13 protein-coding genes and 1 pseudogene are annotated in these 15,504 nt (G+C 72.8%); 8 read left to right on the forward strand and 6 right to left on the reverse strand.

Features of this window, described 5'->3' with window-relative positions; all coding sequences use genetic code 11:
• Positions 1–212 precede the first annotated feature (212 nt).
• Both sucC and sucD read left to right on the forward strand, forming a co-directional pair.
• Positions 213–1,391, forward strand: a complete 1,179-nt coding sequence (gene sucC, locus AB0F58_RS09185) for an ADP-forming succinate--CoA ligase subunit beta (RefSeq protein WP_357140142.1) — start codon at positions 213–215, stop codon at positions 1,389–1,391.
• A gap of 2 nt (positions 1,392–1,393) precedes the next feature.
• Entirely contained in the window at positions 1,394–2,281 is an 888-nt protein-coding gene (sucD, locus tag AB0F58_RS09190) for a succinate--CoA ligase subunit alpha (protein WP_357140145.1), read from the forward strand.
• Positions 2,282–2,424: 143 nt separating this feature from the next.
• Here sucD and AB0F58_RS09195 read toward each other — a convergent pair whose 3' ends face one another.
• Positions 2,425–2,685: a hypothetical protein gene (locus tag AB0F58_RS09195; RefSeq protein WP_357140146.1), complete on the reverse strand. Its 261-nt coding sequence runs from the start codon at positions 2,683–2,685 to the stop codon at positions 2,425–2,427.
• A 159-nt stretch (positions 2,686–2,844) separates the two neighbouring features.
• On the opposite strand from AB0F58_RS09195, the gene AB0F58_RS09200 reads away from it, so the two are divergent.
• Positions 2,845–4,155, forward strand: a complete 1,311-nt coding sequence (locus tag AB0F58_RS09200) for a DUF6350 family protein (RefSeq protein ID WP_357140149.1) — start codon at positions 2,845–2,847, stop codon at positions 4,153–4,155.
• 109 nt (positions 4,156–4,264) lie between these two features.
• On the opposite strand, the gene AB0F58_RS09205 is transcribed toward AB0F58_RS09200, so the two are convergent.
• The gene (locus AB0F58_RS09205; protein WP_357140152.1) at positions 4,265–4,930 is read right to left on the reverse strand and encodes a hypothetical protein; all 666 of its coding nucleotides are present in this window, start codon (positions 4,928–4,930) and stop codon (positions 4,265–4,267) included.
• A gap of 35 nt (positions 4,931–4,965) precedes the next feature.
• Entirely contained in the window at positions 4,966–5,259 is a 294-nt protein-coding gene (locus AB0F58_RS09210) for a CD225/dispanin family protein (RefSeq protein ID WP_357140154.1), read from the reverse strand.
• Between the two features lie 206 nt (positions 5,260–5,465).
• On the opposite strand from AB0F58_RS09210, the pseudogene purN reads away from it, so the two are divergent.
• The 5 genes and pseudogenes from purN to AB0F58_RS09235 all read left to right on the forward strand — a co-directional run.
• Positions 5,466–6,077: pseudogene (purN, locus tag AB0F58_RS09215) on the forward strand (phosphoribosylglycinamide formyltransferase); the annotation flags it as partial.
• 6 nt (positions 6,078–6,083) lie between these two features.
• A complete protein-coding gene (purH, locus tag AB0F58_RS09220) occupies positions 6,084–7,655 on the forward strand; it encodes a bifunctional phosphoribosylaminoimidazolecarboxamide formyltransferase/IMP cyclohydrolase (protein WP_357140458.1) in 1,572 nt (523 codons plus the stop codon).
• Between the two features lie 211 nt (positions 7,656–7,866).
• Complete coding sequence (locus AB0F58_RS09225) at positions 7,867–8,742, forward strand: bifunctional methylenetetrahydrofolate dehydrogenase/methenyltetrahydrofolate cyclohydrolase (RefSeq protein ID WP_357140157.1); 876 nt, start codon at positions 7,867–7,869, stop codon at positions 8,740–8,742.
• 80 nt (positions 8,743–8,822) lie between these two features.
• Entirely contained in the window at positions 8,823–9,773 is a 951-nt protein-coding gene (gene mdh, locus AB0F58_RS09230; RefSeq protein ID WP_357140159.1) for a malate dehydrogenase, read from the forward strand.
• A gap of 186 nt (positions 9,774–9,959) precedes the next feature.
• Positions 9,960–11,174 carry an NADP-dependent isocitrate dehydrogenase gene (locus AB0F58_RS09235; protein WP_357140162.1) on the forward strand — a complete coding sequence of 405 codons (1,215 nt, stop codon included), beginning with the start codon at positions 9,960–9,962 and terminating at the stop codon, positions 11,172–11,174.
• A 294-nt stretch (positions 11,175–11,468) separates the two neighbouring features.
• Here AB0F58_RS09235 and galT read toward each other — a convergent pair whose 3' ends face one another.
• From galT to cysC, 3 genes are all read right to left on the reverse strand, one after another.
• Complete coding sequence (gene galT, locus AB0F58_RS09240; protein WP_357140165.1) at positions 11,469–12,542, reverse strand: galactose-1-phosphate uridylyltransferase; 1,074 nt, start codon at positions 12,540–12,542, stop codon at positions 11,469–11,471.
• Positions 12,539–13,354, reverse strand: a complete 816-nt coding sequence (locus AB0F58_RS09245; protein ID WP_357140167.1) for a DeoR/GlpR family DNA-binding transcription regulator — start codon at positions 13,352–13,354, stop codon at positions 12,539–12,541. The genes galT and AB0F58_RS09245 overlap by 4 nt, the downstream gene beginning before the upstream one ends.
• A gap of 202 nt (positions 13,355–13,556) precedes the next feature.
• The gene (cysC, locus tag AB0F58_RS09250; RefSeq protein WP_357140170.1) at positions 13,557–15,086 is read right to left on the reverse strand and encodes an adenylyl-sulfate kinase; all 1,530 of its coding nucleotides are present in this window, start codon (positions 15,084–15,086) and stop codon (positions 13,557–13,559) included.
• Positions 15,087–15,504 lie beyond the last annotated feature (418 nt).

Consider the following 15,504-nt stretch of genomic DNA (forward strand, 5'->3'; position numbering starts at 1 on the left):
GCGGGCCGGCGCCCCGCCCCGCCCGGCCAAGCCCGGCGTTCCGTACCTCGCTGTGCGTTTCCGCACACCACGCACCCGCTCGGTTGCCGGCGGTGGCCTTCTCGTTAGGCTGCCGCAAACGGCCTGTCATTTCTGACGGCAGGCGTCAAGCTTTTTCCAACGCTGGTGGCGGCGCGACGGCGCGCCGCGGAGACGGGACGGGACGCGCAATCGTGGACCTGTACGAGTACCAGGGGCGGGACCTGTTCGAGCGGCACGGTCTGCCCGTGCTCGCCGGCGGCGTCGCCACGACCCCGGAGGAGGCACGCGCGATCGCCGAGCGTCTTGGCGGCCGGGTGGTCGTCAAGGCCCAGGTGAAGGTCGGTGGCCGAGGCAAGGCCGGCGGCGTCAAGCTGGCCGAGGGTACGGACGAGACGGTGGCCCGCGCCACCGACATCCTCGGCATGGACATCAAGGGTCACACGGTCCACAAGGTCATGATCACGGTGACCGCGGACATCGCCGAGGAGTACTACTTCTCGTACCTGCTCGACCGCGCGAACCGCACCTTCCTGTGCATCGCCAGCGTGGCCGGCGGCATGGACATCGAGCAGGTCGCCGCCGAAACCCCGGACAAGGTCGTCAAGGCCCCGATCGACGCCAACACCGGGGTCGACGAGGCCAAGGCGCGGGAGATCGTGGCCGCTGCCGGTTTCCCGGCCGAGATCGCCGACCAGATCGTCGCGATCGCCGTCCGGCTCTGGCAGACGTTCGTCGCCGAGGACGCCACCCTGGTCGAGGTGAACCCGCTGGCCCGCACGGCCGACGGCGAGGTGCTGCTGCTCGACGCCAAGGTGACCCTGGACGAGAACGCCGGTTTCCGGCACCCGGACCACGAGGCACTGGTCGACCAGGCCGCGGTGGACCCGCTGGAGCAGCGTGCCAAGGAGAAGGACCTCAACTACGTCAAGCTCGACGGCGAGGTCGGCATCATCGGCAACGGCGCGGGTCTGGTCATGTCGACCCTCGACGTGGTCGCCTACGCCGGTGAGCGGCACGGCAACGTCAAGCCGGCGAACTTCCTCGACATCGGCGGCGGCGCCAGCGCCGCGGTGATGGCGAACGGGCTGGAGATCGTCCTGTCCGACCCGTCGGTCAAGAGCGTCTTCGTGAACGTCTTCGGCGGCATCACCGCCTGCGACGAGGTCGCCAACGGCATCATCCAGGCCCTCGCCCTGCTCGAGCAGCGCGGTGAGCAGGTCGACAAGCCGCTCGTGGTCCGCCTCGACGGCAACAACGCGGAGGCCGGTCGGGCGATCCTCGACGGCGCGAAGAACCCGCTCGTCGAGCGGGTCGACACCATGGACGGCGCGGCCGAGCGGGCCGCCGAGCTGGCGGCTGCGGGGGTCTGACAATGGCTATCTGGCTGACCAAGGAATCGAAGGTCATCGTCCAGGGGATGACCGGGTCCGAGGGCTCGAAGCACACCCGGCGGATGCTCGCCGCCGGCACCAACGTCGTCGGCGGCGTCAACCCGCGCAAGGCCGGGCAGACCGTCGACTTCGATGGCACCGAGCTGCCGGTCTTCGCCAACGTGGCGGACGCCATGGCGCAGACCGGCGCCGACGTCACGGTGATCTTCGTGCCGCCGCAGTTCACCAAGGGCGCGGTGGTCGAGGCGATCGACGCCGGCATCCCGCTGGCCGTGGTGATCACCGAGGGCGTCCCGGTGCACGACACCGCCGCCTTCTGGGCGTACAACGTGGCCCAGGGGGAGCGGACCCGGATCATCGGCCCGAACTGCCCCGGTATCGCCTCGCCGGGGGCGTCCAACGCCGGCATCATCCCGGCCGACATCACCGGCTCCGGCCGGATCGGCCTGGTCAGCAAGAGCGGCACGCTGACCTACCAGATGATGTACGAGCTGCGCGACATCGGCTTCTCGACCTGCGTCGGCATCGGTGGCGACCCGATCATCGGCACCACCCACATCGACGCGCTGGCCGCCTTCGAGGCCGACCCGGACACCGACGCCATCGTGATGATCGGTGAGATCGGCGGCGACGCCGAGGAGCGGGCCGCCGAGTTCATCAAGGCGAACGTGACCAAGCCGGTGGTCGGCTACATCGCCGGCTTCACCGCCCCGCCCGGCAAGACCATGGGGCACGCCGGTGCGATCATCTCCGGCTCGGCGGGCACCGCCGAGGCGAAGCAGGAGGCGCTGGAGGCGGTCGGTGTCAAGGTCGGCAAGACGCCGACCGAGACCGCCAAGCTGATGCGGGAGATCATGTCCGCCGGCTGAGCCGGGAACACGCACGCGAGGGGGACGGCCGTACGGTCGTCCCCCTCCTGCGTCGCGGGCGATGCCGGGTCCGGCCGCCGTGCTCCCGGGTCGGACCCACCGGGGCGTCCGCCGGTGATGCCCCGGTTCTCAGGCGTTGGTTCTCAGGCGTTGCCGATCGGGTAGTTCCCGGTGGCCCGCAGGACCGCGCTGCCGATGATGTTGATCACCCCGAAGGCGATGGCCAGCCAGCCCAGCACCGGCGACTGCCCGTGCCGCCGGGCGTCCCGGATCGACAGGTACCCGAAGACGATCCCCAGGATGCCGCAGCACAGCAGGCCGACGACGATACCGAGCACCCCCCAGAGCATGGTTCGGTCCTTGCCGGCGGCTGACGACGGGGGCGGGGGGTAGGGAGCGGACACGGCTTCCTCCGGACGGTCGGGGCCACGACCGCGCAAGGCCGCGCCTGCGCCGAGGTTAGACCGGGTGTACCGTCCCGGGCGGAAGGATCACCGAACTCACCCGGATCCGCCGGGTTATCGGACTGCCCCCGCTCGTCCGGCGTGCCAGAGTAGAACCCGATGACCTCCATCACCCCTGATCAACCCCGCCGTCCCGCTGGCGTCGATCCCGACGACCGGCCGACCGGTCGTGCCGGCCCGGTTTCCCGGCCGCGTCCCCGGCGTCCCGGACCACCCCACCGGACGGACGGCCGCCGACGGCGTGCGCCGCTCGCCGTCGCCGCCGTGGTGGCCGCCGGCTGGGCCGCGCTCACCTCGTACCTGCCGGTCGCCGTGGTGCTCGGGTCGATCCAGCTCAGCGAGGACGCCGCGTCGGTGACCGGTGCGCTCCGGACCGGCCTGGCCGGCTGGCTGCTCGGCCACGGGGTGCCGCTCGACAGCGACGCCGGCCCGCTCGGGCTCACCCCGCTGGCCCTGACCGCCCTGGTCGTCTGGCGGTTGACCCGGGCCGGGGTGCACACCACCCGGGCGCTGGGCGCGCGGGGCAGCGGGGAGGTCCGTCCGGCACTCGTCGCGGCGGGCGCGGTGGGTCTCGGGTACGCGCTGCTCGGTGTGCTCGCCGCCGTCGGCGCCGACACCGACGGGATGCGGCTCTCCCCCCTGCGGGCCGGGGTGAACCTCGCTCTCGTCGGTATGGCCGCTGCCCTGGTGGGCGCGCTGCGCACCACCGGCGCACCCGCCGTGCTGCTCCGGCGGGTGCCCACCGCGCTGCACGACGGCGTCCGCACCGGCCTGGTCGCCGGGCTGCTGTTGGCCGGGGCGGGCGCGGGGGCCGCCGGGCTGGCCGTCGCCACCGGTGGCGGCGACGCCGCCGACATGATCGGCGCCTACCGGACGGGGGTGGCCGGACAGGCCGGGATCACCGTGGTGAGCCTCGCCTACACGCCGAACGCCGCGATCTGGGCGACCAGCTACCTGCTCGGTCCCGGGTTCGCGGTGGGCACCGACACGGCGGTACGCACCAGCGAGGTCTCCGTCGGCGCGCTGCCGGCCGTACCGCTGCTCGCCGGGCTGCCGCGCGGGCCGGTGGACGGGGTCGGCGCGCTGCTACTCGCGGTGCCGCTCCTGATCGGGATGGCGGCCGGCTGGCTGCTCGCCCGTCGCCTGCTCCGGTCGGCCGCCGACGACCGGACCCCCCTGGCCTGGGGCTCGCTGCTCGGCACGGCGGCGCTCGCCGGGCCGGTGGCCGGTCTGCTGGTGGGCGCGGCGGCGGCGCTCTCCGGCGGTTCGCTCGGCGGCGGACGGCTCGCCGAGGTGGGCCCGGTCGCCTGGCAGGTGGCCGCCGTGGCCACCGCGGTCGTGACGGTCGGCGCCCTGCTCGGCGCTGCCGCCACCCGCGCCTTCACCCGCCCGCCCACGCTCCGCCCCTGACTCCCCGACCTCCGCCGCCGGCCGGTCGACGGGTTCTGCGTGTCCGGTCGGACGGCGGCGGGGCGCCCGGAGTGTTCCGGACGCCCCGCCGCAGGCCGCTGGTCGCGGGTCAGGACAGGTTCAGCGAGTTCAGGTTCAGTGCGGCCCCGAGGATCGCGTTGACGAGGCCGAGGACGATGCCCACCGCGCCGGTGATCAGGGCGGTCGTCGCCTGGCTCTTGTTGCTGGCCAGCCCCTGAGCCGCCTTCTTCTGACCCAGCACACCCAGCACCACGGCGGCGATGCCGAGGATGATGCCGAGGAACGCGCAGCAGATCGCGAAGACGATCGAGGTGATACCGACGATCATCCCGATCAGGCCGAGGTTGTTGTTCTGCGGCGCCACACCGTACTGGCCGTACTGCCCGCCCGGGTAGCCCGGTGCCGCCCCGTACGGCTGCTGCTGGGCGTACGGGTCCCCGTACGGCTGGCCGGAGGTCGGCTGCCCGTACGGCTGACCCGAGGCCGGTTGCCCGTAGGCCGGCTGGCCGGAGGTCGGCTGCCCGTAGGTCGGCTGCCCGTACGGTTGACCCGAGGTCGGCGGCTGCCCGTACGGCTGACCCGAGGTCGGCGGCTGGCCGTACGGGTCGTGCGACGGCTGACCGTACGGGTCGTGCGACGGCTGGCCGTACGACGGCTGCGACGGCTGGGCGTACGGGTCGGAGTACTGCGGCGAGGTCGGATCCGACGGCGGCTGCTGGCCGTACGGGTCCTGGCCGGGGTTGTCGGGCTGCACGGGCTGCTCTCCTTGCTGGTGTGGCGTGGCGAGGATCAGACGGTTGTGTCGGCGCTCATCAGCGACCCGAGACCACCCAGCAGGCAGCAGACCAGGGCGATGGCGTACCAGGCGAGGCCGACGATGAGGGCCCACTTCGACCACTTCTTGCTCTCCGCCGCGGCGGCCTGGGCCGCGGCGTAGTTGCCCTGCTGCACCAAGGGGTTCACCTTGGAGGCGTTGATCAGCGCAGGGATGGCGAGCGGCCAGAAGAGGAAGATGGCCACGATCGACATGGTCATGTTGTTGTCGATCTGCTGCGGCGGCTGCTGGGGGTATCCGGGGTGCATGGGGTGAACTCCTTGATCGGGTGACCGCGAACCGGGTGCCCGTGGCTCGGGCAGGCCGTTCGCGCGTCGAGTATCGAGCGGGGGCAGAGTACCTGTTCGGGGCGACGTCCGGGGTGACCGGCGGGGCGTGGTCCCACGGTGAGGACCGGCTGGTGGAGGGTCCGGCCAGCGGAAGAGGGCCGTCACCGGCCCGATAGGGTGACCCGGTGACCGAGCCCGCGTCCGTCGCCCGCATCGTCGTCCTCGTCTCCGGTTCCGGCAGCAACCTCCAGGCACTGCTGGACGCCGGCGCGGACCCGGCGTACGGGGCCCGGGTGGTCGCGGTCGGCGCCGACCGGGACGGCATCGCCGGACTGGACCGGGCCGCCGCCGCCGGCGTGCCGACCTTCGTGGAGCGGGTGAAGGACCACCCCACCCGCGAGGAGTGGGACCGGGCGCTCACCGCCCGGGTCGCCGGGTACCAGCCGGACCTGGTCGTCTCCGCCGGTTTCCTGAAGCTCGTCGGCCCGCACTTCCTGGCCGCCTTCCCCGACCGCTACCTCAACACCCACAACACCCTGTTGCCGGCCTTCCCCGGCATCCACGGGCCCCGGGACGCCCTCGCCTACGGCGTGAAGATCACCGGCGCGACGCTCTTCTTCGTCGACGCGGGCATGGACACCGGCCCGATCGTCGCCCAGGTGGCGGTGCCGGTGCGCGACGACGACGACGAGGAGACGCTCACCGAGCGCATCAAGGTGGCCGAGCGGCGGCAGCTCGTCGAGCAGGTCGGCCGCCTGGTCCGCGAAGGTTGGACGATCACCGGAAGAAAGGTCACTGGTCGAGTGAGTTCCCCCGAGGACGGGCGCCGGCCGATCCGGCGGGCGCTGGTCAGCGTCTACGACAAGAGCGGGCTCGTCGAGCTGGCCCGAGCCCTGCACGCCGCCGGTGTCGAGATCGTCTCGACCGGCAGCACCGCGTCGACGATCGCCGGCGCCGGGGTACCGGTGACCGCCGTCGAGACGGTGACCGGGTTCCCGGAGATCCTCGACGGCCGGGTCAAGACCCTGCACCCGAAGATCCACGGCGGTCTCCTGGCCGACCTGCGGAAGGACTCGCACACCGCGCAGCTCGACGCGCACGGCATCGCCGGCATCGACCTGCTGGTTTCCAACCTGTACCCGTTCCAGGCCACGGTCGCCTCCGGCGCGGGTGTCGACGAGTGCGTCGAGCAGATCGACATCGGCGGGCCGGCGATGGTCCGGGCCGCCGCCAAGAACCACGCCTCGGTCGCCGTGGTGACCGACCCGACGGCGTACCCGGGGGTGCTGGCCGCCCTCGACGGGGGCGGCTTCACGCTGGCGCAGCGCCGCGCGCTCGCTGCCCGCGCCTTCGCCGACATCGCCGAGTACGACATCGCGGTGGCGAACTGGTGCGCGGCCCAGCTCGACCCGGAGCAGGCGGACTGGCCCGTCTTCGCCGGCCTGGGACTGCGCGCCCGGCGGGCGCTGCGCTACGGCGAGAACCCGCACCAGCAGGCCGCCCTCTACACCGACCCGGACGCCCCGGTCGGGCTGGCCCAGGCCGAGCAGCTGCACGGCAAGGAGATGTCGTACAACAACTACGTCGACGCGGACGCCGCCTGGCGGGCGGCGAACGACTTCGCCGACCAGCCGGCCGTGGCGATCATCAAGCACGCCAACCCGTGCGGCATCGCGGTCGGCGCGGACGTGGCCGACGCGCACCGCCGGGCGCACGCCTGCGACCCGGTCTCCGCGTACGGCGGGGTGATCGCGGTCAACCGGACGGTCACCGTCGAGCTGGCCAAGCAGGTCGCCGAGATCTTTACCGAGGTCCTGGTGGCGCCGGAGTTCGAGGCGGACGCGGTCGAGGTGCTCCGGGCCAGGAAGAACCTGCGCCTGCTGCGCGCCCCGGCCTGGGCCCCGCCGCCGGCCGAGTGGCGTCAGGTCGGCGGTGGGGTGCTGGTGCAGCTGGCCGACCGGGTGGACGCCCCCGGCGACGATCCGGCCGCCTGGCGGCTGGTGGCCGGCGAACCGGCCGACGGCGATCTGCTGCGGGACCTGGCCTTCGCCTGGCGGGCGGTCCGCTCGGTCAAGAGCAACGCCATCCTGCTGGCCGCCGACGGTGCGACCGTCGGGGTCGGCATGGGCCAGGTCAACCGGGTCGACTCGGCCCACCTGGCGGTGAACCGGGCCGGGGCCGACCGGGCGCGGGGCTCGGTCGCCGCCTCGGACGCGTTCTTCCCGTTCGCCGACGGGCTCAGGGTGCTGATCGACGCGGGCGTCCGCGCCGTCGTGCAGCCGGGCGGTTCGATCCGGGACGACGAGGTGATCGCCGCCGCCGCCGAGGCCGGCGTCACCATGTACCTCACCGGCACCCGGCACTTCTTCCACTGATTCCCCTGGTCGTTCCGCCCGCGGCGGCGCGCCCTCCGGGTGCCTGCCGGGGTCTGCTGCTACCGGATTCTGCGGAGCAGCAGACCCCGGCAGCCCACCGACCCCCGCCCGTCGGAGCGGGCAGCGGGGGCGTTCCGGCCCGCAGCGGGGTGCCGGGGGACAGGGCGCGGGTCGGCGGAACGGCGGGCGCCGGACGTGAGACGATCGGGGAGTGACGGCGACGATCCTGGACGGCAAGGCGACCGCGGCGGAGATCAAGGACGAGCTGCGGGTGCGGGTCAAGGCACTGGCGGAGCGCGGGATCATCCCGGGACTGGGCACGGTCCTGGTCGGCGCCGATCCGGGCTCCCAGGCGTACGTCAACGGCAAGCACCGGGACTGCGCGGAGGTCGGCATCGCCTCGATCCGGCGCGAGTTGCCGGCCGACGCCACCCAGGAGCAGGTGGACGCGGTGCTGGCCGAGTTGAACGCGGACCCGGCGTGCCACGGCTACATCGTCCAGTTGCCGCTGCCGCCCCACCTGGACACCCAGCGCGCGCTGGAGATGATCGACCCCCAGAAGGACGCCGACGGCCTGCACCCGGTCAACCTCGGCCGGCTGGTGCTCGGCTACGACGGGCCGCTGCCCTGCACGCCGCGCGGCATCGTGGAGCTGCTGCGGCGGCACGAGGTGCCGCTGCGCGGGGCGAACGTCGCCGTGGTCGGCCGGGGCAACACGGTCGGCCGCCCGCTCGGCCTGCTGCTCACCCGGCGCAGCGAGAACGCGACCGTGACCCTCTGCCACACCGGCACCCTGGACCTGACCGCGCACACCCGGGCCGCCGACATCGTGATCGTGGCCGCCGGGGTTCCCGGTCTGCTCACCGGCGACATGGTCCGGCCGGGGGCGGTGGTGGTCGACGTCGGCATCACCCGGGTGATCGGCGCGGACGGCAAGGGCCGCTACACCGGTGACGTCGATCCCGAGGTCGCCGAGACGGCCGGTGCCGTGGTCCCGATGCCCGGTGGGGTCGGGCCGATGACCCGGGCGATGCTGCTGACCAACGTGGTCGAGCGGGCCGAGCGGGAGATGCCGACTACGTCATAACCGTCCGACCCGGCCGGTCCGGTGCCACGATGGCTGATACGGTCCGGAAAACCGACTGGTAGCAGGGGAGTGGGACGACCATGGGTAAGAAGGTCACTGTCGTCGGGGCCGGCTTCTACGGCTCCACCACCGCACAGCGCCTGGCCGAGTACGACATCTTCGACACCGTCGTGATCACCGACATCGTCGAGGGGAAGCCGGCCGGCCTCGCCCTCGACCTCAACCAGTCGCGGGCGGTGGAGGGCTTCGAAACCAAGATCGTCGGTGCCACCACCGGCCCCAACGGCGAGGGCTACGAGGCGATCGAGGGCTCGGACGTCGTCGTGATCACCGCCGGTCTGCCCCGTAAGCCGGGCATGAGCCGGATGGACCTGCTGGAGACCAACGCCAAGATCGTCCGTCAGGTCTCGGAGAACGTCGCCCGCTTCGCCCCGAACGCCGTGGTCATCGTCGTCTCCAACCCGCTCGACGAGATGACCGCGCTGGCCCAGATCGCCACCGGGTTCCCCAAGCACCGGGTACTGGGCCAGGCCGGCATGCTCGACACCGCCCGGTTCAGCAACTTCGTCGCCGAGGCGCTCGGCGTACCGGTGAAGTCGGTGAAGACCCTCACCCTGGGCTCGCACGGCGACACCATGGTTCCGGTGCCGTCCCGCAGCAGCGTCGACGGCAAGCCGCTGCGCGACGTGCTGCCGGCCGAGCAGATCGAGGAACTGGTCGTCAAGACCCGCAACGGCGGCGCCGAGGTGGTCGCCCTGCTCAAGACCGGGTCGGCCTACTACGCCCCGTCCGCTGCCGCCGCCCGGATGGCCAAGGCGGTCGCCGAGGACTCCGGCGAGGTCATGCCGGTCTGCGCCTGGGTCGACGGCGAGTACGGCATCTCCGGCGTCTACCTGGGCGTCGAGGCCGAGCTGGGTGCCGAGGGCGTGAAGCGGGTCGTCACCACCGAGCTGGACGACGACGAGCTGGCCAGCCTGAAGGAGGCCGCCGAGGCGGTCCGGGCCAAGCAGGCCGACGTCGCCAACATGTGACCTCTGACGCACCGGTCGACGCGTCGATCCTCCGGTCCGCCGTGGTGAGCCGATCTCCGATCGCCACGGTGGACCGGAGGATCGTTGCTCTTCCGGGGGAGGTGGAGGGCCAGCTGCGAGGAGCCGGGCAACTTCCAGTACGCTCGTACTGCTTGAGCACGTGTCCCCCGAGAGGAGCGCCGGCCGATGGCGAAGATCAAGGTAAACAACCCGGTCGTAGAGCTCGACGGCGACGAGATGACCCGGATCATCTGGAAGCAGATCCGGGAGCAGCTGATCCTGCCCTACCTCGACGTCGACCTGCACTACTACGACCTCTCGATCCAGTACCGCGACGAGACCGACGACCAGGTCACCGTTGACGCCGCCAACGCCATCAAGGAGCACGGCGTCGGTGTCAAGTGCGCCACCATCACCCCGGACGAGGCCCGGGTCGAGGAGTTCGGCCTCAAGAAGATGTGGCGCTCGCCGAACGGCACCATCCGGAACATCCTCGGCGGCGTCGTCTTCCGTGAGCCGATCATCATGTCCAACGTGCCGCGACTGGTGCCGGGCTGGACCAAGCCGATCATCATCGGCCGGCACGCCCACGGCGACCAGTACAAGGCCAGCGACTTCGTCGTCCCCGGGCCGGGCACGGTGACCATCACCTACACCCCGACCGACGGCGGTGCCCCGGTCGAGATGGAGGTCGCCAACTTCACCGGCGGCGGCGTCGCGATGGGTATGTACAACTACGACGAGTCGATCCGGGACTTCGCCCGCGCCTCGATGCGCTACGGCCTCGACCGGGGCTACCCGGTCTACCTGTCGACCAAGAACACCATCCTCAAGGCGTACGACGGTCGGTTCAAGGACATCTTCGCCGAGGTCTTCGAGAGCGAGTTCAAGGCCGAGTTCGACGCCGCCGGCATCAGCTACGAGCACCGGCTCATCGACGACATGGTCGCCGCCGCGCTCAAGTGGGAGGGTGGCTTCGTCTGGGCCTGCAAGAACTACGACGGTGACGTGCAGTCCGACACCGTGGCCCAGGGCTTCGGTTCGCTCGGCCTGATGACCTCGGTGCTGATGACCCCGGACGGCCGGACCGTCGAGGCGGAGGCCGCCCACGGCACCGTCACCCGGCACTACCGGCAGTGGCAGAAGGGCGAGAAGACCTCGACCAACCCGATCGCCTCCATCTACGCCTGGACCCGGGGTCTGGCCCACCGGGGCAAGCTGGACAACACCCCGGCGGTCACCGAGTTCGCCAACACCCTGGAGCAGGTCATCATCGACACCGTCGAGAGCGGCCAGATGACCAAGGACCTCGCGCTGCTCATCGGTCGGGACGCCCCGTGGCTGACCACCGACGAGTTCATGAACGTCCTGGACGAGAACCTGGCGCGCAAGCTGGCCTGACCGTTCCCGTCCGTCCCGGAGCCCGTCGGCCACCGCCGGCGGGCTCCGTCACGTCCCGCACGCCCCGGGGCCGCCGGGGAGGGCGCGTCACCGGACGAGGCGTCCGGTCGTTGACAGGGTGGACGTGATGCCAGTCGCGTCCAGGAAGGTTGACCACGGTCGCATGCGACACGTGTGCGCCGACCAGCCAGCCTTCCCGGCTGTCGTGCGCAGCCAGCCGTCCCTTCCCAGCGGGGGGCCCTGTCCCGGGCCCCCCGCGCCCTGTCCCGCCCCGTCGTCGACGTGGCCGGTGGCTCAGACCTCGCGGAGCAACTGGGCGGCGCGCTCCGGGGCGACGTCGCTGATGAACACGCCCATCCCCGACTCCGTGCCGGCGAGGTACTTCAGCTTGTCCGCCGCCCGCCGGATGCTGAACAGTTGCAGGTGCAGATGGGCCAGGTCGCGGTCGACGCGGACCGGGGCCTGGTGCCAGGCCGCGATGTACGGCATCGGCATGTCGAACAGCCCGTCGAAGCGGCGCAGCACGTCCAGGTAGAGCGGACCGAAGGCGTCCCGCTCCGCGTCGCCGAGCGCCGGGATGTCCGGCACCGGTCGGTTCGGGGCCAGCTGCACCTCGAAGGGCCAGCGCGCCGCCGCCGGGACGTACGCCGTCCAGTGCTCGTTCTCCGCCACCACCCGCTCCCCGGCGGCCCGCTCGGCGGCGAGCACGTCGGCGTAGAGGTTGCCGCCGGTGCGCTCGGCGTGCCGGCGCGCGGCGGCCAGCATCGTCCGGGTCCGGGGCGTGACGAACGGGAAGGCGTAGACCTGGCCGTGCGGGTGGTGCAGGGTCACCCCGATCTCCACGCCCCGGTTCTCGAAACAGAAGACCTGTTCGACCCCGGGCAGCTCGGCGAGAGCGGTGGTCCGGTCGGCGAGCGCGTCGAGGACGGTCCGTACCCGGGCGGGTGGCAGGTCGACGAACGCGGCGTGGTGGTCGTCGGTGAAGCAGACCACCTCGCAGCGGCCCAGCCCCGGCCGGATCTCGGTGAACGGGGTGATGCCCGGCGGCTCGTCGGCGATCCGCTGGCTGAGCGCGGGGAAGCGGTTCTCGAAGACCACCACGTCGTACCCGGAGGCCGGGATCTCGCTGAGCCGGTCGCCCCGGGAGGGGCAGAGCGGGCACTGGTCGGCCGGGGGGAGGAAGGTGCGCGCCTGCCGGTGCACGGCGACCGCCACCCACTCGTCGAGCAGCGGGTCGTAGCGGAGCTGCGAGGCGGGTGGCGGCGGAGGCAGTTCCCGCCGGTCCGGTTCGTCGCGGACGACGTCGTCCCGCTCGTCGAAGTAGATCAGCTCGCGGCCGTCGGCCAGCGTGGTGACCGTACGCTTCATGCCGGTGCCCCTTCCGTCGTCGGGCGTCCACCCGTCGTGGACCGGTCGACGACCTTCAGCTCCGTGACGTGCTCGCCGAGCACCCGGCGACCCTCCTCGGGCAGCCGGTCGTCGACGACCACCACGTCCGCGCAGCCCAGCTCGCCGATCGAGCAGAGGCCGACCAGCCCCCACTTGGTGTGGTCGGCGAGCACCACCAGTCGGTCGGCGGAGGCCATCAGCGCCTGGTTGGTCTCCGCCTCCATCAGGTTCGGTGTGGTGAAGCCGGCCCGCTCGCTGATCCCGTGCACCCCGAGGAAGAGCACGTCCAGGTGCAGGGAACGGATCGCCGCGACGGCCAGCGGCCCGACCAGCGCGTCCGAGGGCGTCCGTACGCCGCCGGTGAGGATCACCGTCTGGTCCGGCCGTCCGCCGGTGTGGAAGACCTCGGCCACCGGCAACGAGTTGGTCACCACGGTCAGCCCCGGCACGTCGACCAGGCGACGGGCCAGCGCGGCGGTGGTCGTGCCGGCGGAGAGGGCGACCGCCGCGCCGGGGCGGACCAGCCGTGCGGCGTGCGCGGCGATGAGCGCCTTCTCGGCCGGCTGGCGCACCGACTTGGCGTCGAAGCCGGGTTCGTCGGCCGCCGAGGGATCGGCCACCGTCGCCCCGCCGTGCACCTTGGCGAGCAGGCCCGCTGCGGCGAGCGCGTCGAGGTCGCGGCGGATCGTCATGTCGGAGACGCCGAACTCGGCGGCCAGCTCGCTGACCCGGACGCCACCGGTCGCCCGGACCCGTTCCAGGATCGCCGCTTGCCGCTGCCGCGCCAGCATCTCCAGCCTCCGTCCCGTACCGTCCGACGTTCTCGAACGTGTTCCAACAAAGATGAACACTAGCGCGACGAGTGCACACGCGAAAGAGACGGTGAGCCCGCAGGCCTGCGGGGACGGGCGTTCGCCGACGGGTGTGCCGGACGGCCCCGCGCCGGCCGCCCCGGAGCGGACGGACGGCGGGTCGGAGCGGCGGCGGGCCGGGTCAGGCCGGGTTGAGGCGGGGCTCGATCCAGCCGACCTCGGTCAGCAGGTGCAGCACCCGCTGCACCGCCTCCTCGATCGAGATGTCCGAGGTGTCCACCACCAGGTCCGCGTCGGTCGGCTCCTCGTACGGGTCGTCGATGCCGGTCATCCCGGTGAGCAGCCCCGCGCGGGCGCGGGCGTAGAGGCCCTTGCGGTCCCGCTGCTCGCAGACCTCCAGCGGGGTGGCGACGTGGACCAGCACGAAACCCGCCCCGGCCGCCTCCGCCATCTCCCGCGCGGTCGACCGGGCCTGGGCGTACGGGGCGATCGGGCAGCAGATCGCCACCCCCCGGTGCCGGGCGATCTCGGCGGCCACCCAGCCGATCCGCCGCACGTTGAGATCCCGGTCGGCGCGGCTGAACGTCAGCCCGGCGGAGAGTTCCCGGCGCACCACGTCCCCGTCGAGCAGGGTGATCGTCCGGTCCCCGGCCTCCCGCAGCGCGTCGGCGAGCCCACTGGCGATCGTCGACTTGCCGGACCCGGAGAGCCCGGTCAGGAAGACCACCAGGCCCCGGTGCCGCAGCGGCGGCCGGGCGCGGGCCAGCTCCTTCGCCACCGCCGGCGGGGTGTGCCACTCCGGCAGCGGGAAGCCCCGGTCGAGGTGGTCGTCGATCTCGTCCTGCCGGAAGGCGAGCCGTCGGTTGCGCGGCGGGATGTCGTCCCGCCAGCGCCACTGCCCGTCCCGGTTGTCGTAGGCCAGCTCCCGGGGCACCAGCACCCGCAGTCCGGCACCGGAGAGCGTCTCCTCGGTGGAGAGCAGGTGCGTCACGCCGTAGGCGGCGGAGACCCGGGCCCGCAGCAGCGCGTCGCTGATCTCGTCCCGTCGCCGGGCCAACGGCACCGTGATCAGGGTCGCCGGGGGCATCCGGTCCCGGGCGGCGAAGACCGCGCGGACCAGCGCCTCGGGCGGCAGGCCGCCGGTGGCGCCCTCACCCACCGGGATCATCAGCAGCAGGTGCGCGCCGAGCGTCCGGGCGGCGTGCGCGATCTGGGCGAGTTGCGGCCGGTGCAGCGGCCGGTCGGCGATCACCCCGAGCACCCGTCCCGGGGGCAGCACCGCCCGGACCTCCTCCGGGGTGCGCCGCAACCGCTGGAACGGGGCGTGACCACCGTCGCCGATCCGTTGCACCGGGCCACCCAGCCCGGCACTGCCGTCCCGGCCGGACCAGACGTCCCGCACGTCGAGCGCGGCGAGCGGGGCACCCTCGCCGTCGGTGAGCACCAGCACCCGGCCCGCCGGGTCGTCGAGCCGCAGCCCCTCGGCCACCGCCGCGGGCACCTGGAGGGTGACCGGCACCGGCCAGGACGTCCCGTCGGCGAGCCGGCCCCGGCGACTGAGCGAGGTCAGATCGGCCCGCGTCATGAACCCGGTCAGTGGCGCGTACGCCCCGCTGAGCAGCAGTTCCAGGTCGGCGAGCTCGCCCGGACGCGGTGTGAACACCGGCGCGTCCCGGAGCACGTCGTCGGGCAGCACCCAGCCGTTGCTCATCACACCCCCCACTCCCTGACCGGCACACAGTTTCGCAGCCGACCGGCGATCGGTCGAGAGCGCCACCCCACGATCACGCCCGCCCGGCCGTCGTCCGGCGCGCCACACCGCCGTCGACGTACCGTGGTGTCGACCGCTCGCCCGGGAGAGCGACGCTGGTCAACACGGTGTCGCCGGTTCGCGGGCGGCGCGGACGCGTCCCCCGTCCCGTCCCGTCGTCGGACCGACGACCTCCGGCCGGCGCCACCGTCGGGAACCCGTCACCCCGGTGGGCGCGCGCCGCCCGGCGTCCGGTCCGCCCGGTCCGCCGGGCCGGTCCGCGCTCCCGAGCCCGAACGCGAACGCGACGGCGTGTTCCACCCTCCGTACCCTGCGTGACCTGGTCGGACGCGCGTCGGCACCCCCTAGTGGAGCGGAC

It is taken from the genome of Micromonospora sp. NPDC023956, assembly GCF_040639195.1.
In the GTDB taxonomy this organism is placed as follows: Bacteria; Actinomycetota; Actinomycetes; order Mycobacteriales; family Micromonosporaceae; genus Micromonospora.

What these genes read in the sequence shown, in the direction of transcription:
- AB0F58_RS09235 (WP_357140162.1), top strand. Translation starts at nt 9,960, where the DNA reads ATGGCGAAGATCAAGGTAAACAACCCGGTCGTAGAGCTCGACGGCGAC.
- mdh (WP_357140159.1), top strand. Translation starts at nt 8,823, where the DNA reads ATGGGTAAGAAGGTCACTGTCGTCGGGGCCGGCTTCTACGGCTCCACC.
- sucD (WP_357140145.1), top strand. Translation starts at nt 1,394, where the DNA reads ATGGCTATCTGGCTGACCAAGGAATCGAAGGTCATCGTCCAGGGGATG.
- galT (WP_357140165.1), bottom strand. Translation starts at nt 12,542, where the DNA reads ATGAAGCGTACGGTCACCACGCTGGCCGACGGCCGCGAGCTGATCTAC.
- cysC (WP_357140170.1), bottom strand. Translation starts at nt 15,086, where the DNA reads ATGAGCAACGGCTGGGTGCTGCCCGACGACGTGCTCCGGGACGCGCCG.
- AB0F58_RS09245 (WP_357140167.1), bottom strand. Translation starts at nt 13,354, where the DNA reads ATGCTGGCGCGGCAGCGGCAAGCGGCGATCCTGGAACGGGTCCGGGCG.
- AB0F58_RS09200 (WP_357140149.1), top strand. Translation starts at nt 2,845, where the DNA reads ATGACCTCCATCACCCCTGATCAACCCCGCCGTCCCGCTGGCGTCGAT.
- AB0F58_RS09210 (WP_357140154.1), bottom strand. Translation starts at nt 5,259, where the DNA reads ATGCACCCCGGATACCCCCAGCAGCCGCCGCAGCAGATCGACAACAAC.